The 24,191-nt window shown below is 69.0% G+C and carries 18 protein-coding genes; 7 read left to right on the top strand and 11 right to left on the bottom strand.

From position 1 onward, the window contains the following. Window positions 1–123 precede the first annotated feature (123 nt). The 5 genes from FKR81_RS17630 to FKR81_RS17610 all read right to left on the bottom strand — a co-directional run bounded on the left by FKR81_RS17630 (window position 124) and on the right by FKR81_RS17610 (window position 4,930). A complete protein-coding gene (locus FKR81_RS17630; protein ID WP_146353151.1) occupies window positions 124–1,299 on the bottom strand; it encodes a sensor histidine kinase in 1,176 nt (391 codons plus the stop codon). Window positions 1,300–1,309: 10 nt separating this feature from the next. Beyond that, window positions 1,310–3,037 (bottom strand): sodium/solute symporter, encoded by a 1,728-nt coding sequence (locus tag FKR81_RS17625; RefSeq protein WP_146353150.1) that lies wholly within the window; start codon window positions 3,035–3,037, stop codon window positions 1,310–1,312. Beyond that, the gene (locus FKR81_RS17620) at window positions 3,034–3,420 is read right to left on the bottom strand and encodes a hypothetical protein (RefSeq protein WP_146353149.1); all 387 of its coding nucleotides are present in this window, start codon (window positions 3,418–3,420) and stop codon (window positions 3,034–3,036) included. The genes FKR81_RS17625 and FKR81_RS17620 overlap by 4 nt, the downstream gene beginning before the upstream one ends. Beyond that, window positions 3,417–4,319, bottom strand: coding sequence for a LytR/AlgR family response regulator transcription factor (locus FKR81_RS17615; RefSeq protein ID WP_235921613.1), 903 nt, complete (start codon window positions 4,317–4,319; stop codon window positions 3,417–3,419). Before FKR81_RS17615 ends, FKR81_RS17620 begins: the two co-directional genes overlap by 4 nt. Before the next feature lie 323 nt (window positions 4,320–4,642). Next, a complete protein-coding gene (locus FKR81_RS17610) occupies window positions 4,643–4,930 on the bottom strand; it encodes a hypothetical protein (RefSeq protein ID WP_146353148.1) in 288 nt (95 codons plus the stop codon). A gap of 1,201 nt (window positions 4,931–6,131) precedes the next feature. Here FKR81_RS17610 and FKR81_RS17605 point away from each other — a divergent pair. Both FKR81_RS17605 and FKR81_RS17600 read left to right on the top strand, forming a co-directional pair. Continuing rightward, window positions 6,132–7,838 (top strand): fatty acyl-AMP ligase, encoded by a 1,707-nt coding sequence (locus FKR81_RS17605; protein WP_146353147.1) that lies wholly within the window; start codon window positions 6,132–6,134, stop codon window positions 7,836–7,838. After that, window positions 7,835–11,488 carry a cytochrome P450 gene (locus FKR81_RS17600; protein ID WP_146353146.1) on the top strand — a complete coding sequence of 1,218 codons (3,654 nt, stop codon included), beginning with the start codon at window positions 7,835–7,837 and terminating at the stop codon, window positions 11,486–11,488. Before FKR81_RS17605 ends, FKR81_RS17600 begins: the two co-directional genes overlap by 4 nt. On the opposite strand, the gene FKR81_RS17595 is transcribed toward FKR81_RS17600, so the two are convergent. From FKR81_RS17595 to FKR81_RS17580, 4 genes are all read right to left on the bottom strand, one after another. After that, window positions 11,471–11,950, bottom strand: coding sequence for a type II toxin-antitoxin system RatA family toxin (locus FKR81_RS17595; protein ID WP_146353145.1), 480 nt, complete (start codon window positions 11,948–11,950; stop codon window positions 11,471–11,473). The genes FKR81_RS17600 and FKR81_RS17595 overlap by 18 nt on opposite strands. After that, window positions 11,950–13,164 carry an aspartate aminotransferase family protein gene (locus FKR81_RS17590; RefSeq protein ID WP_235921612.1) on the bottom strand — a complete coding sequence of 405 codons (1,215 nt, stop codon included), beginning with the start codon at window positions 13,162–13,164 and terminating at the stop codon, window positions 11,950–11,952. The genes FKR81_RS17595 and FKR81_RS17590 overlap by 1 nt, the downstream gene beginning before the upstream one ends. A gap of 61 nt (window positions 13,165–13,225) precedes the next feature. Next, on the bottom strand, window positions 13,226–14,323 hold the full coding sequence (locus tag FKR81_RS17585; RefSeq protein ID WP_146353144.1) for an acyl-CoA dehydrogenase family protein: 1,098 nt from the start codon (window positions 14,321–14,323) through the stop codon (window positions 13,226–13,228). Beyond that, complete coding sequence (locus tag FKR81_RS17580) at window positions 14,323–15,900, bottom strand: aldehyde dehydrogenase family protein (RefSeq protein WP_235921611.1); 1,578 nt, start codon at window positions 15,898–15,900, stop codon at window positions 14,323–14,325. The genes FKR81_RS17585 and FKR81_RS17580 overlap by 1 nt, the downstream gene beginning before the upstream one ends. Before the next feature lie 89 nt (window positions 15,901–15,989). On the opposite strand from FKR81_RS17580, the gene FKR81_RS17575 reads away from it, so the two are divergent. After that, a complete protein-coding gene (locus FKR81_RS17575; protein ID WP_146353143.1) occupies window positions 15,990–17,276 on the top strand; it encodes a cytochrome P450 in 1,287 nt (428 codons plus the stop codon). Here FKR81_RS17575 and FKR81_RS17570 read toward each other — a convergent pair. Beyond that, window positions 17,263–18,156, bottom strand: coding sequence for a VlmB-like protein (locus FKR81_RS17570; RefSeq protein ID WP_146353142.1), 894 nt, complete (start codon window positions 18,154–18,156; stop codon window positions 17,263–17,265). The genes FKR81_RS17575 and FKR81_RS17570 overlap by 14 nt on opposite strands. Before the next feature lie 44 nt (window positions 18,157–18,200). Here FKR81_RS17570 and FKR81_RS17565 point away from each other — a divergent pair, with 44 nt between their 5' ends. The 4 genes from FKR81_RS17565 to FKR81_RS43620 all read left to right on the top strand — a co-directional run bounded on the left by FKR81_RS17565 (window position 18,201) and on the right by FKR81_RS43620 (window position 22,020). Then, window positions 18,201–19,097, top strand: coding sequence for a helix-turn-helix transcriptional regulator (locus FKR81_RS17565; protein ID WP_146353141.1), 897 nt, complete (start codon window positions 18,201–18,203; stop codon window positions 19,095–19,097). 11 nt (window positions 19,098–19,108) lie between these two features. Beyond that, window positions 19,109–19,747, top strand: coding sequence for a class I SAM-dependent methyltransferase (locus tag FKR81_RS17560; protein WP_222598296.1), 639 nt, complete (start codon window positions 19,109–19,111; stop codon window positions 19,745–19,747). 243 nt (window positions 19,748–19,990) lie between these two features. Further along, window positions 19,991–21,130 (top strand): HNH endonuclease signature motif containing protein, encoded by a 1,140-nt coding sequence (locus tag FKR81_RS17555; RefSeq protein ID WP_186763021.1) that lies wholly within the window; start codon window positions 19,991–19,993, stop codon window positions 21,128–21,130. 188 nt (window positions 21,131–21,318) lie between these two features. Then, window positions 21,319–22,020: a phosphotransferase gene (locus tag FKR81_RS43620; RefSeq protein ID WP_186763020.1), complete on the top strand. Its 702-nt coding sequence runs from the start codon at window positions 21,319–21,321 to the stop codon at window positions 22,018–22,020. Here FKR81_RS43620 and FKR81_RS17545 read toward each other — a convergent pair. Then, a complete protein-coding gene (locus FKR81_RS17545) occupies window positions 21,983–24,184 on the bottom strand; it encodes an ATP-binding protein (protein WP_186763019.1) in 2,202 nt (733 codons plus the stop codon). The genes FKR81_RS43620 and FKR81_RS17545 overlap by 38 nt on opposite strands. Window positions 24,185–24,191: the final 7 nt, after the last annotated feature.

The raw sequence follows: 24,191 nt of genomic DNA, 5'->3' as shown, positions 1-24,191 counted from the left end.
GGGTCGCCCCCACCTGTGGTTCTTGCGCCTTCGGCGCTTTGGGTGCTCGCCTTCGGCTTCGTGCCTTGGTCGGCTCGCCTTCGGCATCGCGGGCTTTGGGGTGCTCGCCTTCGGCTTCGTGGTTCACATGCCGTTGATTCCCGCGTGGTACTTGGGTACCCGCACGGTGATCTTCGTGCCCAGGCCGCACGCGGTCTCGACCACGAGGCCGTACTCGTCGCCGTACACGCGTCGCAGCCGCTCGTCGATGTTGCCCAGCCCGATGCCCGCGGACTCGTCGACCTGGCCTGCCAGCGTCCGGCGCAGTTTCTCCGGGTCCATGCCGATGCCGTCGTCCTCGATGGTGATCTCGGCCTCGGCGCCGCTGTCGGCCGCGTGGATCTGGATGTGGCCGGGCTCGACCTTTCCCTCCATGCCGTGCCGTACCGCGTTCTCCACCAACGGTTGCAGGCACAGGAAGGGAACTGTCACGGGCAGCACCTCGGGTGCCACCTGCAGGGTGACCTTCAGGCGCTCACCGAACCGGGCCCGCTCTAGCGCGAGGTACTGGTCGATCGACTTCAGTTCCTCGGCCAGCGTGGTGAAGTCGCCGTGCCTGCGGAACGAGTAGCGCGTGAAGTCGGCGAAGTCCAGCAGCAGGGTGCGGGCGCGTTCCGGGTTGGTGCGGACGTAGGACGCGATGGCGGACAACGAGTTGTAGATGAAGTGCGGTGAGATCTGGGCGCGCAGGGCGCGGACCTCGGCCTCGACCAAGCGGGTTCGGGAGCGGTCCAGTTCGGCCAGTTCCAGTTGGCCGGCCGCCCAGCGCGCTACCTGGTTGGTGGCGCGCACCAGACCGGCCGAGGCCTCGCGTGAGTACGCGGCCAGTGTGCCGACCACCCGGCCCTCGACTGTCAGCGGTGCCACGACCGCGCAGTTGATCGGGCAGTTCGGTTCGGCGCAGCCGATGTCGAACGCCTGGGTGCGGCCGGTCAGGAAGACGTCTTCGGCCTGGGACATGGCGTCGGCCGAGTGGTGGTCGGACACGCCTTCCCAGGCGACCACCTCGGTTTCGTCCGTCAGTGCCAGTGCGGGTGTGTCGAGCAGGGTGCGGAGGTGGCGGGCGGACTTCTTCGCCGCGTCGGGCACCAGGCCCGCGCGCAGCGGGGGTGCGGCGGACCACGCGGTGTGCAGTGTCTCGTACGTGACGCGCTGCGCCTCGGTCGACAGCGACTGCTTGTTGCGCGTGCCGCGCCACAGAACCAGCACGGCGGCGCCACCGACGATCAGGATCGCCCCGGCGGTCAGGAAGTCCTGCATGGCTGACACCTCAAGTTCGTTCCTCGCCCGCCTCGAGACCGAGGTTTTCCGGCGCGTGGAGCTTGACCATCGCACGGTTCACGCCTGCGGGCACCCTGCGCGGGGTCAGCAGCGAGACGACGTACATGACGGAGAAGCCGAGCGGTACCGTCCACGCCGCCGGGCGCGACAGCAGGACCTCGTACCAAGCGTCGCCCGTGTCGGTGAACATGGTCACCAGACCGGCCGTCAGCGCGGGTAAACCACCGGCGAGCATGCCGGCCACAGCGCCGACCGTGGTGATGCGCGACGACCAGATTCCCAGCAGCAGCAACGGACACAGCGACGACGCGGCCACCGCGAACGCGAGCCCGACCATGTCCGCGACCGGCATTCCGGTCGACACGAACGTCATCGACAGCGGCACGATCCCGGCGAGCACGGTCGACATGCGGAACCCGCGCACCCCGCCGAGGCGCAGCACGTCCTGCGACAGCACACCCGCGAGCGACACCATCAGCCCCGACGACGTCGACAGGAACGCGGCGAAAGCCCCACCGGCGACCAAAGCGCCGAGCAGCTCACCACCGACACCGGCGATCATCTTGCTGGGCAAGACCAGCACCACCGCGTCGGTCTGGCCGGTCATCAGCAGCTCGGGGACGTAGAGCCTGCCGAGCGCGCCGTACATCGGTGGCATCAGGTAGAAGACGCTCAGCAGCCCCAGCACGATCAGCGTCGTGCGCCGCGCCGCGTGGCCGTTCGGGTTGGTGTAGAAGCGGACGATCACGTGCGGCAGCCCCATGGTGCCGAGGAACGTCGCGATGATCAGCGAGTACGCCGCGTACAGCGGGAACGGCGAGTTGCTCGACAGCGGCAGCGACCACGACTCGTTGGTGTTGTGCGCGGTCTCGTGCACGTGCGGAACGGTGGCGCCCTTGGGGAACACGAACTGCGAGTTCGCGCCGATCCGGTGGTCGCCCGAGGTGAGGAAGTGGCCCGCGTTCTCGATGGTGAGCCGGTCGACTACGCCCGAGCCGTTGATGAAGATCGGCTTGTCCGCGTGGATCGCCGTGTCCTTCTGGAACGTGACGGTCGTGTCCTCGCGGAACGTCGGGAACTCCGGCTTGGTCAGGCTTTCCGCGCCCTGCGACTGCCACGCCACGATCAGGAAGATGATCGGCACGGTGATCGCGGTCAGCTTGAGCCAGTACTGGAACGCCTGCACGAAGGTGATGCTGCGCATGCCGCCGGACATGACGTTCACCGTCACGACGACCGCGACGATCAGCGCGCCCACCCAGTCCGGCGCGCCGGTGACCGTGTGGAGGGTGAGCCCGGCGCCCTCGAACTGCGGCAGCAGGTACAGCCAGCCGATCATCAGCGCCAGCATCGACGCGACCGCGCGCACGACGCGCGAGCGGAACCGGGCCTCGGCGAAGTCCGGCAGCGTGTAGGCGCCGGAACGGCGCAGCGGTGCGGCGACCATCGTCAGCAGCACCAGGTACCCGGCGGTGTAGCCGACCGGGAACCACAGCATGTCCGGCCCGTACGCGAAGATCAGCCCGGCGATGCCGACGAACGACGCGGCGGACAGGTACTCGCCGCCTATCGCGGACGCGTTCCACCACGGCGACACCGTGCGCGACGCGACGTAGAAGTCCGACGTGGTGCGGGAGACGCGCAACCCGTAGGTGCCGACCAGGATCGTGCCCAGTGCCACACCCAGCACGGCGACGACCGCGTACGTACTCGTCATGGACGTTCGACCAGCTCCGCGAACTCACGCTCGCTGCGTTCGGCCTGGCGCACGTAGAACCAGCCTGCCAGCAGGAGCATGGGGAACACGACGACGCACAGCAGGAACCACGGCAGGCCGAGCCCGAGCACGCGGACCCGGCCGACGTCGGTGATCGTGAACAGCAGCGGCAGCGTCGCGAGGCTGCCGCACACGATCAGGCACACGAGCAGGCCGAGCCTGCGCTGCGCGCGGATGAGCGTGCGCATGTAGACGGCGCCGAGCTCGCTCTGCTCGTTGATCTCCCGCGTGCCCGAGTACGGGCGGCGCGCACGGGGTGCGCGGGTGCGGGGGCTGGTGACCACCACGCGCTGGGTCGGCCGCGGTGGTGGTGGGTTCGTCACGAACCGATTCCGTTCCTGGGTTGCGGTGCGGCGGGCACGCCACCCTGGTTCTGGATCATCGGCCGCGCCCTGCGCACCAGCAGCTGCCGCAGGTGCCGGGCGTGCCTGCGGGACACCGGCAGCACTGCACCGCCGATCGTGACGCTCAGGTGGCCGTCTTCGAGCCGCAGCTCGTCGATGTGGCCGAGCGACACCAGGTGGCTGCGGTGGATGCGCACGAAACCCGCCGAGCGCCACCGTTCCTCGAGTCCGTTGAGCGCGGCGCGGACGAGCCCGCTGCCGGTCGCGGTGTGCAGGCGGGCGTAGTCGCCGTGCGCCTCGACGTAGCGGATGTCGGCGAGCCGGATGAACCGGGTGACGCCGCCGAGCTCGACCGGGATGACCTCGTCGCCGACCTCGGGCGGCGCGGTCTGCTGCGCGGCTGAGGTCTGCGTCGGTTCGGCGGGGGTCTTGCTGTCCCACACCTCGTGCACGATGCGGTGCACCGACTCGGCGAGCCGTTCCGCGCGCACGGGCTTGAGCAGGTAGTCGAGCGCCTTCAGCTCGAACGCCTCGACGGCGGGCTGCTGGTGCGCGGTGACGAAGACGACGGGCGGCGGCTGCGCGAAGCGCGAGAGCACGCGGGCCAGGTCGAGTCCGTCCAGTCCGGGCATGCGGATGTCGAGGAAGACCGCGTCGAGCGGCTGGCCGGCGTCCATGGCGCGGTGCAGCACGCGCAGCGCCTTCGTCGCGTCGGTGACGGCTTCCACGTGGGCGATGCGCGGGTCTGAGCGCAGCAGGTACACGAGGTCTTCCAACGCGGGCGCCTCGTCGTCAACTGCGAGCACCCGCAGGGAGCGCTCGAGGCTGCCACGTCGATCTGGCCCCTCGCACACGGGGCAGGGCAGACCTGAGGTCATTCGAGATCGAGTCCAAACGTTTTACGGCCGATCCTCACGTGGCGGCGATTAGACCACGAGAGGTCCGGTCGTGCGCGGCGAGAGGATTCTCGGGAGCCGACGATGATCGGGTACGAGATCATCCACCCTCACGGAGGGTGACTGGGAGCTGGGGTGCGCCCACGCACGGTTGCGACCTCCCGCCCGTCTCAACGACCTTGATCGGGCGCATCATCCGCCAGCCGGAGGATGTCCGGGAACCTCCGATCGGGTGTGTCTCAGCACGGGATCGATCGGGTACGGCTCACCCAGAGTGCAGGGGGCTGATCAGTGCCGGAAAAGAGCTAGGGCTGCCGGATCACGCGCGGCTGTGCGGCCAACGCGTCACCGAGAGTGATCTCCAGCTCGATGAACGACTCCTCGGCACGGCGCGCGGCCACGCTCACGGACGCGGCGGCAGCGGGGCCGACCAGGCGTCTCGTGGGGGCGCGCAGCGCCTGGATCGCCTCGGACCACTGGTTGGAGAGCTTGGCGAGGCCAGCGAGGGTTTCCACCAGGTCTTCGGAGTTCTCAGGCGGGGACGCCACGATCTCCGCCAGGCGGTCACGCAGGGCGTCCAGTGCCTGGTCCACGGTTGCCTCCCGATCGTGCTGCACCAGGTGGACCGCTGCGGCTGGTGAGGACAAAGGCGGACATTCTCTCCACTACGTGAAACGCACCATTGTCGGCGGATCGGGCAGCGGTCGGCCGCATCGGTCCAGCGCAATGATGTTGCCTGACACCAGGCTGGCCGGTCAATCGCCCGAGCAATTCGTCTCAATAGGTCCTTGTCTCAACTGGCCGCCCGATATGCCGACGTGCGGGAAATGCTCAGAACCGACGAAGCGTCGGTTTTGCCCGACGTCTTGTCGGTTTGTGCCAGCACTGGACCGCCTGGTGGAACGTGTGATCGGCTCGATTGGGCCGATTCGGTGTGTCCGAGATCGCATGGTGAGTGCATTGAATCAGGAGTAACCGAAAGAACTGTCGTCTTCCCTCTTTTGAACCGTCAGGTCTTCGCGTACGTAGTCACTCTCGCGCTGTTCACGTTCGAACATCAGTCGTTCGGGTTCATACAGGATTTCGCTAGGGTGAACCCTCGTCACTCGCGCCGGATGATCGCGCGCGATGATCTCTTTCACCCGGTCGGCCCAGCCGTCGCGCCGGGGACGCGGTCGGTGGCGGCGAGTGGGCCGAACGAGTTATTTGGGACCATTCGACGTCCGGTGCGGACAAATGCATCCACACCGTGAATCGGAAGGCATCTCGCCGACATTGACAAGCGACTAGTTTTCTGCGCAATCACACCCAGAGGTCGGCTGCCCGTCTCGGCATGTATCCATCGGCCACTCGTCGTCTCAATTGGAAGGCGTGCAGCGACGAGCGGTTGAACGGACATTGGATGTCTCATTTCGGCGCATTCCAATATGCCCGCAAGGCCGCATCGAACTGATGCTTTGTAATCAAACGAATCCGCTGAATGGGCCGTTCGGAGTACGGCGACCTGTATATCTGCAGTTCAGAGCGTTGACAGCGAATCGACAGGGTGTTGATTCCTTTCGACGCCACAACCGAGTTGAGGATTGAGCACCGGTGCAGAAGTCAAGATTCCTGTCTGGCATCGGCCAGTGCTTTCCGGTGCGCCGAGCGGTCGAACGGTAACAGTGCGGGAGCGTTCTGGAAGCGGAGGCTTTGACTGCTCAGAACCGGTTGCTACCGTCGCCGTGCCAAAAGCTCCAGACGTTGCTTTCGTCTGTGTCTCGTTGTTCTACGGTCTGACGGATCGGGCTTCAGATGAAAACAAGCAATTCGCTGCTCTCCTCATTCCGGGTGTTGTGCGACCGCGAGCCCGCCCGTCCGATGTTCACGTTCGTGGACGACCGGGGCAGGGACGAGGAAACGATCACCGTCGCCGGGTTGGCGGACTCGGCGGCCACGATCGCGGCGTCCCTGCGGGCGTGGGGCTTCCAGCCCGGCGACCGGGCGGTGCTCGTCTACCCGCCCGGCCCGGACTTCGTGCGCGCACTCGTCGGCTGCCTGCTCGCCGGCGTCGTGCCCGTGCCCGTGTACCCGCCGAACCCGGTGCGCCTCAAGCAGGACCTGGTGGGGTTCAACGGGATCGTCGAGAGCAGCGAGCCGCACGCGGTGCTCACCAACTCGGCCTACGACCGCGCGCGCACGGTCGGTGCCGTGACCGGCCTGTTCGACCGGAGCAAGCCCTCGTGGCCGCGGTTGCGCTGGCACCGCACGGACAGGTGCAGGCCGGCCGGTGCGCCGTTCGAGTGGCACGAGCCCAGCAGCGCCGACGAACCCGCGCTCCTGCAGTACACCTCCGGCTCCACCTCGGCGCCCAAGGGCGTGGTGATCACCCATGGGAACCTCAGCCAGGAGGTCCGCACCAACGCCACCGACCTGGGCCTCGGCGACGGCACGCGCGGTGTCTTCTGGGTGCCGCAGTACCACGACCTCGGCCTGATCAGCGTCATCCTCAGCACGCTCGCCGGCAACGGCCACACCTACGTCCTGTCACCGTTGACGTTCCTGCAGCACCCGTCCGTCTGGTTCGACGTGATGTCACGGGTGAAAGCCACGCACACCGCGGCGCCGAACTTCGCGTTCGACCTGGCCGTCCGCAAGACGACGCCCGCGCAGCGCGCCGAGTGGGACCTCAGCGCACTCCGCGTCGTCATGTCGGCCGCGGAACCGATCCGCGCGGCCACGGTGGACGCCTTCTACACCGCGTTCGGCCCGACCGGCCTGCGCCGGGACAGCTTCTACCCCGCGTACGGACTGGCCGAGCACACGGTGAGCGTCTCCATGGGCGGCAAGCTCGTGCTGTCACTGGACCCCGTCGCACTGCGCGCGGGCAACGTGAAGATCACCGAGAACGGCACGCGCCTCGTCGGCTGCGGCCGGATGACCAAGCCGGACGGCCGCATCCGCATCGTCGACCCGGAGAGCCTGCTGCCGTGCGGGCCGGACCAGGTCGGCGAGGTGTGGGTCAGCTCGGGCACCAAGGCGCTCGGCTACCACGGGCTCGACGAGGAGACGCGGCGCGCGTTCCACGCCCGAGTCGACGGCGACGACACCCCGTACCTGCGCACCGGTGACCTCGGCTTCCTGCACGAAGGCGAGCTGTTCATCACCGGGCGGCACAAGGACGTGATCATCGTCAACGGCCGCAACTTCTACCCCGAGGACATCGAGGACGCCGTCCGCGACAGCCACCCCGGCATCCGGCCCGGTGGTCTCGCGTCGTTCAGCGTGTCCGGCGACGACGGCGAACGGCTCGTCATCTTCGTGGAGTGCAACGAGAAGAAGGCGGACGACGAGCTGCGCGCGGAGATCGCCGACGCGGTCCGCAGGCGGCTCTACACCACGCACCAGCTCGCCTGCGACGACGTGCTCGTCGGCAGACAGGGACTCGTGCTCAAGACCACCAGCGGCAAGGTTCGCCGTCGCGCGTGCCGCCAAGCGTACGTCGAGGGGGTGTCGGTGTGAGGACGATCTGCGTGATCGGTGCCGGCGTCAGCGGCCTGATGACCGCCCGCGAGCTCGAGAACGCGGGGCACCGCGTCATCGTGCTGGAGCAGGCGAAGACCATCGCGGGCAAGTGCGCGTCGGTCGAGATCGACGGCCACGCCTACGACCTCGGCGGCCACGTCTGCACGACGAAGTACGAGCGGCTCGCCGAGCTCGTCACCGAGCTGGGCATGGAGACCGAACCCACGACGCCGCACCGGGTGTTCGACGGCACGCGGTCGCGCCCGCAGAGCTCGGCGTTCTTCACCCGCGAGGTCTTCCAGCGCTACACCAAGCTGCGCGCCGCGGAGTTCCCGCACATCGGTGAACCCGGACTGGCGCACTCGGCGAAGGCGCTCAGCAGGCCGGTCGGGGAGTGGCTGCGCGAGCACCGGCTGGAGGAGATGGCCGAGTCGCTCGGCACCGGCTACACCGCCGCGGGTTACGGCTACCTCGACCGCGACATCCCCGCGCTGTACTTCGTGAAGTACGCCGAGATGACCGGCCTGCTCTCCAGCACGCGCGACCTGCTCGGCCACGCGGGCAGCTTCACGATCAAGGGCGGCTTCGGCTCGCTGTGGCACCGCGTCGCCGCGCAGCTGCGGGACGTCCGGTGCGGGGTGCGCGTCGAGCACGTCGAACGCCACGAGCACGGCGTGCGGATCCGCGTGGACCACGAGGTGATCGAGGCGGACGCGCTCGTGCTGACCGTGCCGATCGACCAGGTGCTGCCCGCGCTGGACGCGACCGAGGAGGAACGCGACCTCGCGCGCCAGGTCCGCTACCTCGACTACTACACCACGATGTGCTCGGCCGACGGCCTGCCGCGTTCGGCGTTCTCGTTGCTGGAGAAGCACACCGCGTCGTCGGAGCACGCCGGGCACTGCGTGTCGTTCCACCACCGCTACGAAGACAGCGACGTCTACGCCTGCTACTCCTACGGCGCCGACGAGCTGGACGGCGTCGACGGCTACGAGGGCCTCGACGTGTCCGAGCAGCTGCGCGACGACGTGGCGGCCATGGGTGGCGAGGTGCGGTCGCCGCACGTGCAGCGCGGGTGGAGGTTCATGCCGCACTTCACGGGGGAGCAGCTGGCCGACGGCGTGCTCGACCGGATCGAGCTGCTGCAGGGCCAGCGGCACACCTACCACGTGGGCAGCCTCCCGGCGTTCGAGCTCGTCGAGTGCGCCATGGCGTACGCGCGTGACGTGGTGGACCGCTTCTTCCGCGACGGCACGCCGCGGCGCGCGCAGATCGACGCGACGACGATCCGCGAGTGGCTGCTGGAGCACGTCGCGCTGGAGCTGCGGGTGCCGCCGCGGTCGATCCGCGCGGACGCGCAGCTGAGCTCGCTCGGCCTGGAGTCGTTGTCGATCGCCACCCTGCAGTCGGCGCTGTCGGACTGGCTGGGTTTCCGCGTGCCGCACACGCTGTTCCTCGAACTGCCCACAGTGGACGCGATGGCCGAGTACCTGGCCGCGCAACGGGTTTCCGCCGAGGAACCCGAGGTCGTCGTGCAGCGGCAGCCGAAGCTCGCGCTGTCGCTCACGCCGCAGCGCCCGTTCTTCTGCATCGGCGGCGCGGTCGGCGCGGCGTACTACCTGCTGCCGCTGGCCCGCGCGATGGGACAGGGTCAGCCGTTCATCGGCCTGCAGGGACCGGGTTTCGACGGCACCGAGGAACCGGTCGACGAGGTGGAGCTCCTGGCGGCGCGGTACATCGACGAGATCAAGCTGATCCAGCCGTACGGCCCGTACGTCATCGGCGGACACTCGTTCGGCGGCATCGTCGCGTACGAGGTGGGCAGGCAGCTGCGGGCGCGCGGCGAGCAGGTGGCGCGCGTGATCATGATCGACTCCTACCCCGCGGTGCCCGGCCAGTACGAGCCGCCGTGGGACGAGATGGCGATCATCGACGAGCTGTGGACGATCCGGCAGCACGCGTTCCGCGACGAGGACGCCCCGCGCCGCCGCGTCGACCAGTCGCTGTCTCCCGCCGAGCGACGCGAGCAGCTCGGCCGGTTCCTCGGTGCGAGCGGCACCCTGCCGGTGGAGGAGCACATCGCGAACATCATGCGCGTCTACCAGGCGCAGGTGGAGGCGATCGTGCGGTACGAGCCGCCGCCGTCCGACCTCAAGATCACGCTCGTCAAGGCCGACGGCGGTTTCCCGCAGGTGCTCAAGGACGACCGGCACATCGAGCTGCACCTCGACGACCCGGCGAACGGCTGGGAGCGCGTCAGGACCGGCGAGCTCGAGGTCGTGCACGTGCCGGGCGACCACTTCAACGCGCTGGTGCCGCCGTCGCTCACGGCACTGGCGAACGCGGTGCTGGGCGCGATCGCGAAGATCCCCGCGCCACCGCCGCCGAGGCAGCTCAACGTCGAGGCGTCCATCCACATCAACCCGATGAACCCGGACTTCCTCGCCGACCCGTACCCCTTCTACGACCTGCTCAGGGACCTCGCCCCGGTCTACCGCGACGAGGCGCTGGACGGCTGGGTGCTCACCCGGTACGCCGAGGTGACCGACGTGCTGCGCAGGCCGACCGTGGTGCGCCCGTCGACCGAGACGTTGCTGACCCGGCTGCCGGAGGACGTTCTCGCGTCGATGAACCCGTTCATCCGGCGGATGGACGCCAGCCTGCCGTTCAGCAACCGGCCGTCGCACACGCGGCTGCGCAAGCTGATGAACCGCAGCTTCACGCCGCGCGCCATGCGGCAGCGGCACGACGTCGTCGAGCGGACGTGCGCGGAACTGCTCGACGACTTCCGCGGTGGCGACTTCATGACGCAGGTCGCCTACCCGTTCCCGTCGCGGGTCGTGATGGACCTCGTCGGCGTGCCGCGCGCGGACCACGCCGAGCTGATGCGGTGGGGCGTCGACGTCATGAAGACGCTCGGCGAGGCGCAGTTCGGCGACGACCCGATCGCGGTCGCCGCGTTGTCCAGCGCCGCCATGGACTCGCTCGTCGAGTACCTGCACGGGCTGATCGCGGTCAAGCGGGCGAACCCCGGCGACGACCTGATGTCCGAGCAGCTGGCCGCCGCGGACGACACGGGTGACCTGTTCGGCGAGCGCGGGCGGTGGGAGAGCGACGAGGAGCTGATCGTCAACGTCATCGCGTTGATCAACGCGGGGCTGGAGACGACGGCGAACTGGATCGGCAACGGCACCCTCGCCCTGCTGCGCCACCCCGACCAGTTCGCGCTGCTGCGCGAGGATCCGTCGATCGCGGTCACCGCCGCGGAGGAACTGCTGCGGTACGACAGCCCGGCGCCGATCATCACGCCGCAGCTGGCGACCGAGGACATCGAGGTCGCCGGACGGCTCATCCGCGCCGGCGAGCTGATCTTCCCGGTGCTCGGTGCCGCCAACCGCGACCCGGCGCAGTACGAGGAGCCGGACCGGCTGGACCTGAGGCGGGCCTCCGCTGTCACGCACCTGACGTTCGGGTCCGGCATCCACTTCTGCATCGGCGCCGCGCTGGGCCGCATGGAGGGGCAGATCCTGTTCCCCATGCTGGCGCGGAGGTTCCCGCACCTGCGGCTGGACCCGGACGCGCCGGCGCCGGTGTTCCGGCCGGACCCTGCGCTGCGCGGGCTGGAGTCGCTACACCTGCGCTGGTGACCCGTGCTCGGCCCTGGTGATCCGGACCGAGTCGGGGGAGAACAGGCCGCGCACGATCAGGCCCAGGTTCTCCAGCAGGACGCGACCGGCGACCGGGTCGATGATGCTCGCCATGCTGGGCACGCCGAAGTCGAACTTGGCGCGGAACGTCAGCGCGACGCCTTCGGGTGCCGCGGTGATCTCCCAGCCCCCTTCGAACACGTCGAAGTCGCCGTCGGTCTGGGTGAACGTGATCACCCCGTTCTCCCGGTCCAGCAGGTCTTCCTCCGACCAGCGCAGAACTCCCTTGCGGAACAGCACTTCCCAGTGCGACGGGATCGCGCCGTCCTCCTGCGGCGGCAGGACCTCGACGGACACCACCGCGTCCACCAGGTCGGGGTAGCGGGCGAAGTCCGCCACGGTGTCGAACACCTCGTCGGTGCTGCGTCCGGTGACGATCGCCGAGAACTCGGTCGCGTGCATCAGACCCTCCTCGCCAGCTGTGCGAAAGCCGCGTCGAACGCGGCACCGATCCGTGAGGCCTGCGCGTCGGTGAGCACTGCCGGCGGGGTCAGCCGCAGCACCGCCGAGTTGTTGAGCGAGTGGTTGACCAGCACCTGCTCGTCGAGCAACGCGAGCAGCAACTCGCCGGTGAACCCCGCGTCGACCAGCTCGACGCCGATCAGCAGGCCCTCGCCGCGCACGTCGCGCACGACGTCCGGGCAGTGCCGGTTCGCGCTGTCCCGCAACGACTTGAGCAGGAACGAGCCGATGGCCGCGGCGCGCGGGACCAGGTCGTCCACGATGATCGCCTCGACGGCGGCCCGCGCGGCGGCGACCGCGATCGGCGCGGCGGCGAACGTCGAGGTGTGCAGGAACGGGTCCTTGTCGAACGGCAGGTACGCCTCGGGCGTGCACACGGCCGCGGACACCGGCACGATGCCGCCGCTCAACGCCTTGCCCACCAGCAGGACGTCCGGCGTCACGTCGCCGCAGCCCCACCAGCGGCCCAGCCTGCCGAGCCCGGTGAGGATCTCGTCGACCACGAGGAACGCGCCGTGCTCGCGGCACAACCGTTCGACGTCGCTGAGGTAGCTGGACGGCGGGACGATCACGCCGCCCTCGCCCTGCACGGGTTCGACGATGAAGCACGACGGCACGCCGTCGGACAGCACGTCCGCGAGCGCGACCACGTCACCGAACGGCACGGTGACCACGTCCGGCAGCAGGGGGCGGAACGGTGCTTGGTAGACGTCCCTCGCGGTGACGCTCAAGGCGCCCAGCGTCTTGCCGTGGTACCCGTTGGTGCAGCTGACCAGGCGCCGGATGCCGTGCGCCCTCGCTAGTTTGATCGCGGCCTCGGTGGCTTCGGCGCCGGAGCCCGCGAAGTGCACTTTGGACAGTCCGGGCGGGCAGACGTCCGCGAGGACCGACGCGGCGTGCGCGCTGGTGGGCTCCAGCAGGATGCGGGTGGAGAGCGGGTGCCTGACCACCTGGTCGATCACCGCCTGCGCGACGCGCGGGTGGCGGGCGCCGAGCAGGAACACGCCGTACCCCGCGCAGTTCAGGAACTCCGTGCCGTCCGCGGCCCACACGAGCGCGCCCTCCGAGCGCACCTCCTCGTGGTCGTCGAACATCCGCGACATCGCGGCGCGCGCGGAGCTCAGGTGCCGCTCGAACAACGTTAACCCAGACACAGTGCCTCCCGCGCGTACGCGACCTCGGGTGAGCCGTTGAAGGTCGTGCCGTCCAACACTGTCAGCCCAGACACAGCGCGCCCCCTGCGAAGTACGTGTCGAACGCCCCGGCGAGCGACGTCCGCGACGGCGGGTGGAACGCGACCGCGTGCGTGGCCGCGGCGAGGTAGGCGACCTCGGGGGAGCCGATGAAGGCCATGCCGCCCAACGCTTCCACCGCGGTCGGCGTCACCCGGCTGATCACCTGCTGCGTGCCGTACCGCGCGGAGAGCGCGGACGCCAGGTCGTGCTCGCCCCGGTCCAGTTGCGCGGCCACGCGTTCCAGCGCGAACATCGCGGTGTCGAGCGACCAGCACACCTCGGCCCTCGTGTCCGGACTGCCGCGACGTTCCTCGATCATCCGCGCGGCCAGTGCGGACGCGGCGCCGAGGTAGGACGCGCCGACCAGCAGGCTGAACCAGATCATGCCGATGACCTGGAGCTCGTCGTCGGCGCCGTCCGGGCGGACCATCAGCTCGTCGGGCACCTCGACGTCGGTGAGCACGACCTCGTCGCTCTCCGCGCCGGTCAGCACGAGCCCGTTCCAGAACGGCCGCACCGCGATCCCCGGCTGCTTCGCGGGGATCACGGCGATGCCGAGGGCGTCGCCGTCGAGCGCGACGCTCATGGTGAGCAGGTCCATCGAGCGGGAGAGGCTGCACGGCTTCTTGCTGCCGGACACCAGCCAGGCGTCGCCGCGACGATCGGCGCGCATGGCCGGGCGCAGGATGTTCTGGCCCGACCGGCCCTCGGCGAACGCGCTCGACATGAGCAGCCGGTCGTTCGCGACGGCGTCGATCAGCATCCACTCGCAGCCGTCGGACCTCTCGGCCAGCGCGACCAGGCTCGCGACCGAGAAGTTGTGCATGGTCGCGGCGATCGCGAGTGACGGCGAGCGCGCGCCGATGGCCCTGGTGCAGCGCACCGCGTCGACCGCCGACGCGCCGGTGCCGCCGTGCTCGGCGGGCACCAGCAGACCCGGTCCGCCCGCGTCGGAGAACAGACCGAGTCCGGGGTTGACCGGCTGCTCCAGCGCCGTCAGTCCGCAGTGGACGAGCTTGTCGTCGAGTCCGGGGAGTGCGGTCGCGAGTGCCTCGCGTTCGCGGTCGAGGAACCCCATCACGTGGCCTTCGCGCTGTCGAAGATGCTCTCGCGCGGGGTGACGCCGGTCGCGATGCTGATGCCCTGCAACCGGCTCGTGCGCAGCGCCGGGAAGTTGACCTCGCCGTGCGGTCCGCCGGTCAGTCCGGTGCCGCCGTGCGTCGGCAGGGTCGGCGCGAAGCCCAGGTGCGAGTCGTTGATCTTGAGCAGGCCGCCGTTGTGCACCGAGCGGCAGAACTCGTCGATCACCTCGGGGTCCTGCGCCCACAGCGAGTTCCGCAGGCCGTACGGGTTGGCGTCGATGAAGTCGATCATCGCCTGGAGATCGCCGGTGTCGGCGACGACGATCGGCAGCAGCGGGAAGAACGTCTCCTCGCGCACGACCCGCAGCTCGTCGGCGCGGGCCAGGCCGTCGACCCTGAGCACGGTCGGCTGGAGGAACACACCGGTCTCGTCGAGCTCACCGGTGTGGTCGGTGCGCTGCCCGCCCGCGACGAGCGTGGCGCCCGCCGCGGTGGACTCCTCGATGAGCTTGAAGAAGTCACCGGACCGCAGCACCGGTGTGAGCAGGGCTTCCGGGTCGTCCGGCAGTCCCGGCCGCACGTCGTCGAGCATCTTCACGACCCGCGCGATCAGGTCGTCCGCGATGTCCGGGTGCACGACCGCGTACTTGGGCACCATGCAGATCTGGCTGGAGCCGTAGAAGCACTCGGTCAGCGCCCGCGCGGCGAGGTCCAGCTCGGCGTCGGCCCACACGACGAGCCCGTCGTTGCCCGCCAGCTCCAGCAGGGACTTCTTGCCGACGACGGCGCAGCGCCTGCCGATCTCCATGCCGCGCCTGCTGTCGCCGAAGTAGAAGACGGTGTCCACGTCGGGGCTGTCCAGCCAGTGGTCCATGATCGGCGCCGGGTCGCCGCAGAGGACGTTGACCAGACCGGGCGGCGCGTTCACCTCGGCGCACGCGGCGCCGACCAGCTCGCGCCACGCCCACGCGACGCCGAGCGGGCAGCTGCGCGGCGCCTTCACGACGATCGCGTTGCCCGCGAACAACGTGCTGACGCCGAGCATCGAGTTGGATGCGGCCGCGTTCTGCGGCGGGCTCAAGCAGACGACGCCGTCCGGCTTGCGCACCAGCCGCAGCTCGCGGCCGCCGACGTGCTCGACGCGTTCCAGCAGCGCGGCGAGCGTGGTCATGGTCTCGGGCTGAAGTCCTTGCAGGACGCCGGCGACCTCCCACTCGGCGAGGCGGCGCGGGTGGCCCTCGGCGATGAGGACGTCGACGAACTCGTCGAGCCGGTCGTGGACGATCTCGCGGAGCGCCGCGCCCAGGTCGAGCCGGTCCGCCAGCGGACGGCGGGCCCACTCGCGCTGCGCGGCACGGGCCGCCGCGGTGGCCCGCGCCCACTGCTCCGGCGTCGACCTGGCGACGCGTCCCGCGACCGCACCCGTGTCCTCGGTGGAGAGCCCGCGGTCCAGGGTGCGTTTGAGACGCAGCCCGGCGAGCGGGTTCTCCATCAGGTCCGTAGCGGCGATGACGTGAATCCAGTTCTCGGCGGGTAGGTCTTCACCACCGATGAAGGTCTGATAGCTGCGCACCGTTCGAAGGTAGATTCCGCGCGCATTCGTCGGCTATCCCGAAACTGTTGGGGTTGACTTCGCCGACCGGGTAGCAGCACTGTCCGAGAATGATCAGAGAACGGATGCGGGATCTCAAGCTGGCCGGATCGTTGTGGGGCACCCGAATGGTCGCGCGAACCGCTGCGGCATTCGGCGATCTGGTCGCGGAACTGGATCGTCCGTCACGGCAGCGGGATCCTTACCCGCTGTACGACGAGATTCGTGAACGCGGGCCCTTTTACCACAGCAGGCTCGGTTTCTACGCCACAGCTTCGCACGAGGTGGTGTCCGCGCTGGTGCGTCACCCGGATGCCAGCAGCGCGGTGCTCGGCGCGGCGGGCGGTGGCGCGACGTCGATCGCGGCGTTCCCGGACCACGTGCTGCACCCGATCCGCGACTCCATCATCGGTATGGACGCGCCTGATCACACGCGGCTGCGGCGGTTGGTGTCCGGTGCCTTCACCCCGCGAGCGCTTGCGGCGCGCCGGGAGGCGACGACCCGGATCGCCCGCGACCTGGTGAGACGGCTTCCCATTGGTGAGGAATTCGATCTCGTCGAGAATTTCGCTGTTCCTTTCCCGACGCTGGTGATGGCGGACCTCCTCGGTGTTCCGGATCCGGACGTCCCGAAGCTCGCGAAATGGGGTGCGATTCTCGGTGAGGCGGCCGATGGTGTGCGCAGCGTGGGACAGGCCGCCGATGTGACCGAGGTTCTGGAGGAGGTCGAGGATTTCTTCGGTCATCTCCTAGATTTCCGCTGCCACACTCCAGGGAGAGGTTTGGTCGGCTGGTTGGTCGGGGAGGGAGCGGCGGGTGACGTGGTCAAGTCGCGCCGAGAGCTTCTCGGCCTCGTGGAATTGTTGTTGTTCGCCGGATTCGAAACCCTCAAGAACTTCATCGGCACGTCTGTTCTCGCGTTCGTGCGCAATCCCGGCCAACTCGCTCTGCTGCGCGCTGATCCTTCACTCGCTGCCGCGGCCGTCGACGAGGCGTTGCGCTACGACGCGCCCGCGCAGAGCACTTTGCGGACCGTGCGCACGGACGTTTCGATGTTCGGTCATCGCATCAAGGCGGGCACGCCGATCCTCGTGCTCTTCGGTGGCGCCAACCGCGACCCGGCGGTGTTCGCGTCGCCCGGCCGGTTCGACATCACCCGGCGCAACAGCGGTGATCACGTCGCTTTCGCCGCGGGGCCCCATTTCTGCCTCGGTGCCGCGCTCGCCAGGATGGAGGGCGAGATCATGCTCCGGTCCGTGTTCTCGCACTTCGGTTCGCTGGAGCTGGCAGGCGACGTCGAGTGGTACAACTCGTTCGTGCTGCGAGGGGCGCGGCGGATGCCCGTCATCGGTCGCTGAGCATCATGTACTCCAGGCGTTCCTCCTGGATCTGCCGCACCCACCGGCTCGCCATCGCGGTGCGTTCCTCGGGGGTCGTGTCGATCATCCGGCGACCCGGCCAGATCTCGTGGCCGCCGACGAGGTCCCGGTGCAGTTCCATGCCCTGCTGGAACACCTGCTCCATCATGAGCTGCAGGCCTTCCATCGGGACGCTGTCCCACAGTTCGCGGCCGGCGTGCACGACGTCCAGCAGGCCTTCGCGCTTGTCGGGATTGTCCTTGAGGTACCGGTGGATGATCGTGCCGCCGACCGCGAGGTGCCGCGTCTCGTCGCGGTTGGCGACCCGCTGGATCCGCCCGGCCTCGGGGTCGAGCGGCCGCCACTTCCGCTCGCTGAGCTCGGTGATCGGCGCGACGACGCCCTCGACGAGCACGGTCACGACGAGGACGCCGCGGTAGAAGTCCTGGTGCTGGGCCATCATCTCCAGCCCGTACCGCTCGATCGGCGCGAGCACCAGCTCGGCGGTCGCCTCCGCGTACTGGTTGATCACCTGGTCCAGCTGCTCGGCTGGCACGCCGAGATCACGGATGTGCTCGCGGTACATGCGGCGGTGGCGTGCCTCGTCGACGAGCTGGCTCGCGTAGAACTCGAGCGTCTCGCTGTCCGGCGCCTCGGCGACCAGCGCGGTGATCGCGCGCGTCGCCTTGTCCTCCGCGATGGCCTGGAACGCGAACTCGGCGAGCAGCGCGTGCCGCAACGGGTCCTCGCCCAGCAGGTACTCCGGTGTCGGGAGCTTCGTCTCGATGCCCGCGAGCGCGCTCGTCCACCGGTCGAGGTCGTGCTCCTCGGGGCCCGCCTCGGCGATGTGGTCCTGTCCACCGACCGTGTAGTGCTGCATGCTACGAAGCTATTTCCCTTGGGGTACAACGAACAATCCCAACAATGCTGGGACGGTGCGGCATGACCGCGCTGGCCGAGCCGGTGGTGCTCGGGTCGGTCGTGTCCTCCTTGCCGGTCGAGTGCGACGGCGCCTTCCTGGGTACGACCGATCCGTTCAGCGGGTTGGTCGACGGCGGCTGGTCGTCCGGCCTGCCGTGCCCGTGGGAGACGCTGGCTCTCGGAGACTCGTTGCGGCCCTTCGGTTTCCCGCACGAACTGGGCATGCTGCTGACGGCTCAGGGTGTGTGCTGGGGGCGGATGGCCCTGTACCGGCGCGCGGTGTCGTTCTCCCGTTCCGAGGAGACCGCGTTCCGGCGGATGGCCGGGGACCTCACGGCCGAGCTGATGCGCCGCGCCCTGCGCATCCCGGTCGGCCGGGTGCCGTCCGACCACCTGGGCGTGATCAACCTCGGCTTCGACGGCTCGGTCGACTCGATCAACGACCAGGGCCGCGAACTGCTGGACTTCGGTGGCGCGCAACGGTGTCCGGACAACCCGCTGCTGCCGATCGCACTGCGCCCGTTGTGCGCGGGCCTGCTGCGCGGCAGCAGGCGCGGCGTGATGCTGCTGCCGGACGAGAACCTCGGCTGGCTGCAGGTGCACGGAACCGTGCAGCACGGCGTCGGCAGGCGGTGCGTGACCGTGTCCCTGCAGGCCGCGCGCCCGTTGCAGGTGGCACCGATCCTGCTGGCCGCCCGCGGCGCGACACCCCGCGCGGTGCAGGTGACCCTGCGAGTGTTGCGCGGCATGACGTCCGCCGAGATCGCGGCCGAGCTGAAGATCTCGCCGCACACCGTGCAGGACCACCTGAAGCCCGTCTTCACCGCGCTGTCGGTGAACAGCCGCCGCCAGCTGATCAGTTCCCTGTTCCCCACCTTGAAGCCCTACGACCTCTGCTGAGGGAGCCCGCTGTGCTGGATCCGATGCCCGGCCAAGCCGTCTACACGCCCACGATCCTGGCCGTCTACGACACGGCCGTGCTCCGACTCTCCCAGCCGCTCGCGTGGCGCTGCCCGTCGTCACGGATCTTGTCGCTGTACTCGTCGATGATGTCCGCGGACCACCTCGACGTCGGCGTCGGTACCGGGTACTTCCTGCGGCGGGTGCCGGTGTCGCGGCTGACGTTGTTCGACATGAACCCCAACTCGCTGCGAGTGGCCGGGCGGCGGTTGCGTTCGTTTTCACCGACCTTGGTGCAGGGCAACGTGTTGTCGCTCGCCGACCTGCCTGCCGGGCCGTTCGGGTCGATCGGGCTCAACTGCCTGCTGCACTGCCTGCCGGGGTCGTTCGCCGACAAGGGTGTCGTGTTCGCCAACCTGCGTGCGGTGATGCGGCCTGGGGCCTGGTTGTTCGGGTCCACCGTGCCCGGTGCTTCGCCGGATCAGAACTTGTTGGGGCGGGCGATTTTGCGCAGCTACAACCGGCGGGGGATCTGGAGCAACCTGTCCGACACGGTGTCCGGGTTGCGGGAGGCGCTTGGGCAGCACTTCAGCACGTTCGAGGTGGAGATGGTGGGGCGGTCGGCGTTGTTCCGGGCTCGCTGCGACTAGGTTGCGCGTGGGGTTGACGGGCTTCGCCCGACACGACGGGTTTTCGAAGACTCCGTCATCGAAAACCCGTCGTACTGAGTAATCTGCCGCGGTTTGGGTGGTGGGTTCCGTTCCCTGCTCTTGTTTCGCGGTCTTGGTTGCTCGGGATGTGTGGTAGTTGGTTTGTGGTCTCGCTTGATCATTTTCTATTTTTCACTGAGTCGAGTTAATTTGGCAGGTCCGTGCTGCGGTAATATTGGCGGCATGGGTGAGGTGGGGGCGCTGGACTCCATTCGGGAGTGTCAGCGGGGGATCGATTATTGGCAGGCTCGTATGGTGCGGGCGTTGGCTGAGTTTGCTCAGTCGCGGCGGCGGGATGAGTTCGCGGCTGATGAGGTTGCGGCGTGGATGAAGTGGACGTCGGGGTGGGCGGCGAGTCAGTTGGCGCTCGCCGAGGATTTGGTGACCAGGTTGCCGGAGACGGTCGATGCGTTGCAGCGCGGTGAGATCGACCTGTACAAGGCTCGTACCTTGAATGATCTGACCAAGCCGCTCTCGGATGAGCAGGTCCGTGAGGTGGAGGAGCGGGTGTTGGGTAAGGCTGCGGGGCAGACGGGTCAGCAGATGAGGGCGCGGGCTCGGCGGCTCGTGATGAAGGTCGACCCACAGGGCTGGGAAGAGCGCAGGGCGGAGAAGCGGGCGCAACGCGTGGCGTGGTTCGAGCCGCTCGAGGATGAGATGGCCCAGTTGTCCGCGATGCTGCCCGCGGAGCAGGGCACCGCGATCGCGCATCGGGTGGATGTGCTGGCCAGGCGGGCAAAGACACCGGGTGACACCCGCACGTTGAACCAGCGACGCGCGGACGTGGTGGCGGATCTGCTGTTGGCGACGCCGGACGGGTCGAGCAGCGTCAAGGTCAACCTCTATGTGACGGTGTCGGCCACAACCCTCATGGGGCTGGACGAGGAGGCCGCCGAGCTCGCCGGGTACGGGCCGATCAGCGCGTCACTCGCCCGCGAACTCGCGGGTGATGCGACGTGGAGCCGGTTGTTGACCGATCCGGTGGACGGGAAGTTGCTGGACTTCGGGCGGATCACCTACAAGCCTCCGGCCGCGCTGCGGAAGTCGATCTGGGCGCGTGACAAGACGTGTCGATTCCCGGGGTGTATGCGGCAGGCGCAGCGCTGCGAAATCGACCACACGACCCCATTCCCCGAGGGTGCGACGTCCGTGGACAACTGCGGTGCGTATTGCAAACGCCACCACCGGTTGAAGCACGAATCGGACTGGGTGGTCACACAGCCATCACCAGGCAGGTTCGTCCACCGAAGCCCAGCGGGAAAGACATATGTCACCGAACCAGAGCCGGTATTGGCAGGCTTTGCCGACATTCCACCCTTCTGAAAAAAGGACGAAGAGGTGAGCGCCGGCCAGCAGCCACGGATCCGGTGCAACCAGAACCGCGAAAGGCGAGTGGCGGATCGGACCACCGCATCGCCGCGGCAGATTCCTCGGTACGACGCGGCCCGGAGGGACGCCTCGTGTCGGGCGAAGCCCGAACACGGCACAGCGCGTCAGGGCAGTATTGCGGTGTGCACGAACTGTTCTCGGTCGAGCTGCTCGGCGAAGGACTCGACAACGTCGCCTACGAGGTCAACGGGATGCTCGTCGTCCGGTGCAGCAAGCGAGGCATGGGCAACGAAGTCGAACTGCTCAAACTGCTCAAGGACATCTCGCCGCTGCCCGTACCCGAACCGATCTACGCCGACGAGCGGTGCATGGCGTACCCGAAGCTGCCCGGCACACCGCTCAACGGCGACACGCGACTCCTGGACACGCTCGCAGACTTCCTCGCCACCCTGCACGCGATGAACACCGAGGACGTCGAAGACCTCGTCGAGATCGACCACCAGCCGCTCACCGAGTGGCGCGACGAGGCAGTGACGTACGCCGAGCAGCTGGGATACCACGAGCTCGCCGAGCAGCTGAAGAACCAGGCGCTCCCCGAACCGGCCACCGAGCTGGTGTTCTCGCACAACGACCTCGGCGCCGAGCACGTGCTCACGCAGGACGGCGAGATCACCGGCATCATCGACTGGACCGACGCGGCCATCTGCGATCCCGCGTACGACTACGGCCTGCTGTACCGGGACCTCGGGCCCGCCGCGCTCGACGCATGTCCGGGCGTCCTCGTCGAGCGGGTCGAGTTCTACGCGCGGTGCACGATCTTCGAAGACCTGGTGCACGGGCGTGACGCTACTGCTCTCGGCTGGCTGTTCCCGGAATCCGGATGAAGTAGCCGTGCCGCGCGGCCAGCGTCCACGCGCCCGACAGATCACCCAGGCCCAGGCGGGCGCGCATCTCGTCGTAGGGGGACGACGCGGCCACCGCCAGCTCCAGTGCCAGCGAGTAGGCCGCACGGGATTCCAGGCCCAGTGCGTCGAGCACCACGCCGTGCGCGTGGTGCACCATCGACTCGATGCGCGTCGCGCCGCCCAGTGACGGCAAGGCGTCCAGCGCTTCGGTCACCGTCGAGCGGGCCTCGTCGACATGACCGGCCTGGCTCAGCACCACGGCCAGGTACGTCAGCACACCTGTGCGCAGGTGGGGTGTGCCGCGCTCGCCGCGCAGCTCCAACGCCCTGCGCAGCAGGGAGATCGCGTGTGCGTGTTCAGCCCACTCGGCGTGGCAGAGGGCCAGGAAGGTCAGGCACGTCGCCTCCAGGTTCGCCAGGTCGTGCGCGCGTGCCAGCGAGACGCCGGAACGCAGCATCTCGGCGGCACCGGTGAAGTCACCTGCCAGCACCGCCAGGGTGCTGAGGCCGTACAGGCCGCTGATTCGCACCTGGGGCAGATCGCCCAGTGCCAGCACGGCGTTGAACGACTCGCGCGCCGCCGCCAGATCACCCAGCTCCAGCTGCAGGGTGCCGCGCATGCTCGGCACCCACGGGTCGCCGCAGTCCAGCGGCACGCCGTCGAACATGTCCAGTGCGCGGCGCAGCTCGCCGCGGTTGCGGTAGGCGGACGCTATGCGCACCACCATGAGCGCCTCGGCCGCGCGGTCACCGACGGACCTGGCCGCGGCCAACGCGAGAGACGCCGCCGACAGGTACTCGACGCCGTTCGCCTGCGCGCCGAAGAAGCCGCCGACCGCGTCCACCAGTTGCCACGACCACGCCGCCGGGCCGTTGCGGGCGCAGTCCTCGGCCGCCGCCAGCACGTTCGACCGTTCGGCGTTGATCCACGTCAGCGCGGCGTCCACCGACGGCAGGCCGGTGGGCGGCAGCACGGCCGCTTCGGGGTACAGGGCCGCGCTGACGGTCTGGGCGTGCGTCAGGTACCACGAGAACAAGCGTTGCCGCGCAACGGACACGTCGCCGGCGCGCTCCAGCGCGTACTCGCGCAGCAGGTCGTGCATCGAGTACCGGGCACCGGCCTGCTGCACCAGGTTCGCCGACACCAGCCGGTCGAGCGACACCGGACCACCGGCCAGCGCCGCCGCGCCGTCGAGACTGAAGTCCTGACCGGGCACCGCACCCAGCAGCCCGAAGAGCGATGCGTCAGCGGGGGACAGGGCCGCGAACGACAGGTCGAACGTGCGGCGCACCTCGGCGTCGTCATCGACGGCGAGCGCCATCCGGTCGGACGCCAGCAGGTCGTCCACCGAAGCGGCCACGTCCGGACGGTCGACCAGGTTGCCCGCCGCGATCCGCAAGGCCAGCGGGTAGTACCCGCACCACTCGGCGAGCCGCTGGATCGGCGCACCGGACCCGAGTGAGCCGAGCAGCGACTCGGCCTCGTCCGGATGCAACGTGCCGAGCCTGACCTCGGCGGCGTCGAGCGCCAGCGACGACCGGCTGGTGATCAGCACACCGCACGTCGGGTCCAGCGGCAGCAGCGGCGTGACCTGCTCGACCGACGCGGCGTTGTCCAGCACGACCAGGATCCGACTGTCCCGCAGCAGCTTGCGGAACTCACCGGCCAGGTCGTCCGGCACCCGCTCGACACCCAGCGACCGCAGGAACCGGGACAGCACGACGGAAGGCGACAGCGGTGGCTCTGGCGAGTAGCCGCGGAGGTTCACGTAGAGCTGGCCGCCGGGGAACCGCGAGCGCACCTCGTGTCCGACGGACGTGGCCAGCGCCGTCTTGCCGATACCGGGTGGACCGCTGATCAGCACCGTCCCCGGCAGACCCGCCGACAGCCAGGAGATCTCGTCGGCCCGGCCGACGAAACCACCGACGGGCGCGGGCAGCTGGAACACCGGCGCCGGACGTGGCGGCAGCTCCAGCCGGTAGCCGGTGAACGTCGTGTGCACGAGTCCCGGCTCACCCAGCGCCTTGCGCAGCCGCAGGACGTAGGTCGCGACGTACTGCGTGTCGAGCAGCTCGCCGAGCTCCGCCATCGACTTGGGACCCTCGAGCAACGCGTCCAGCAGGATGCGCGACTTGCCCGTCACGGAAGGG

It is taken from the genome of Lentzea tibetensis (assembly GCF_007845675.1).
GTDB lineage: Bacteria > Actinomycetota > Actinomycetes > Mycobacteriales > Pseudonocardiaceae > Lentzea > Lentzea tibetensis.
The sequence above is the reverse complement of the archived record's forward strand: the minus strand, read 5'-3'. Positions and strand labels throughout refer to the sequence as shown.

What these genes read in the sequence shown, in the direction of transcription:
- FKR81_RS17625 (WP_146353150.1), bottom strand. Translation starts at nt 3,037, where the DNA reads ATGACGAGTACGTACGCGGTCGTCGCCGTGCTGGGTGTGGCACTGGGC.
- FKR81_RS17565 (WP_146353141.1), top strand. Translation starts at nt 18,201, where the DNA reads ATGCTGGGACGGTGCGGCATGACCGCGCTGGCCGAGCCGGTGGTGCTC.
- FKR81_RS17630 (WP_146353151.1), bottom strand. Translation starts at nt 1,299, where the DNA reads ATGCAGGACTTCCTGACCGCCGGGGCGATCCTGATCGTCGGTGGCGCC.
- FKR81_RS17575 (WP_146353143.1), top strand. Translation starts at nt 15,990, where the DNA reads ATGATCAGAGAACGGATGCGGGATCTCAAGCTGGCCGGATCGTTGTGG.
- FKR81_RS17585 (WP_146353144.1), bottom strand. Translation starts at nt 14,323, where the DNA reads ATGGGGTTCCTCGACCGCGAACGCGAGGCACTCGCGACCGCACTCCCC.
- FKR81_RS17605 (WP_146353147.1), top strand. Translation starts at nt 6,132, where the DNA reads ATGAAAACAAGCAATTCGCTGCTCTCCTCATTCCGGGTGTTGTGCGAC.
- FKR81_RS17555 (WP_186763021.1), top strand. Translation starts at nt 19,991, where the DNA reads ATGGGTGAGGTGGGGGCGCTGGACTCCATTCGGGAGTGTCAGCGGGGG.
- FKR81_RS17615 (WP_235921613.1), bottom strand. Translation starts at nt 4,319, where the DNA reads ATGACCTCAGGTCTGCCCTGCCCCGTGTGCGAGGGGCCAGATCGACGT.
- FKR81_RS17570 (WP_146353142.1), bottom strand. Translation starts at nt 18,156, where the DNA reads ATGCAGCACTACACGGTCGGTGGACAGGACCACATCGCCGAGGCGGGC.
- FKR81_RS17595 (WP_146353145.1), bottom strand. Translation starts at nt 11,950, where the DNA reads ATGCACGCGACCGAGTTCTCGGCGATCGTCACCGGACGCAGCACCGAC.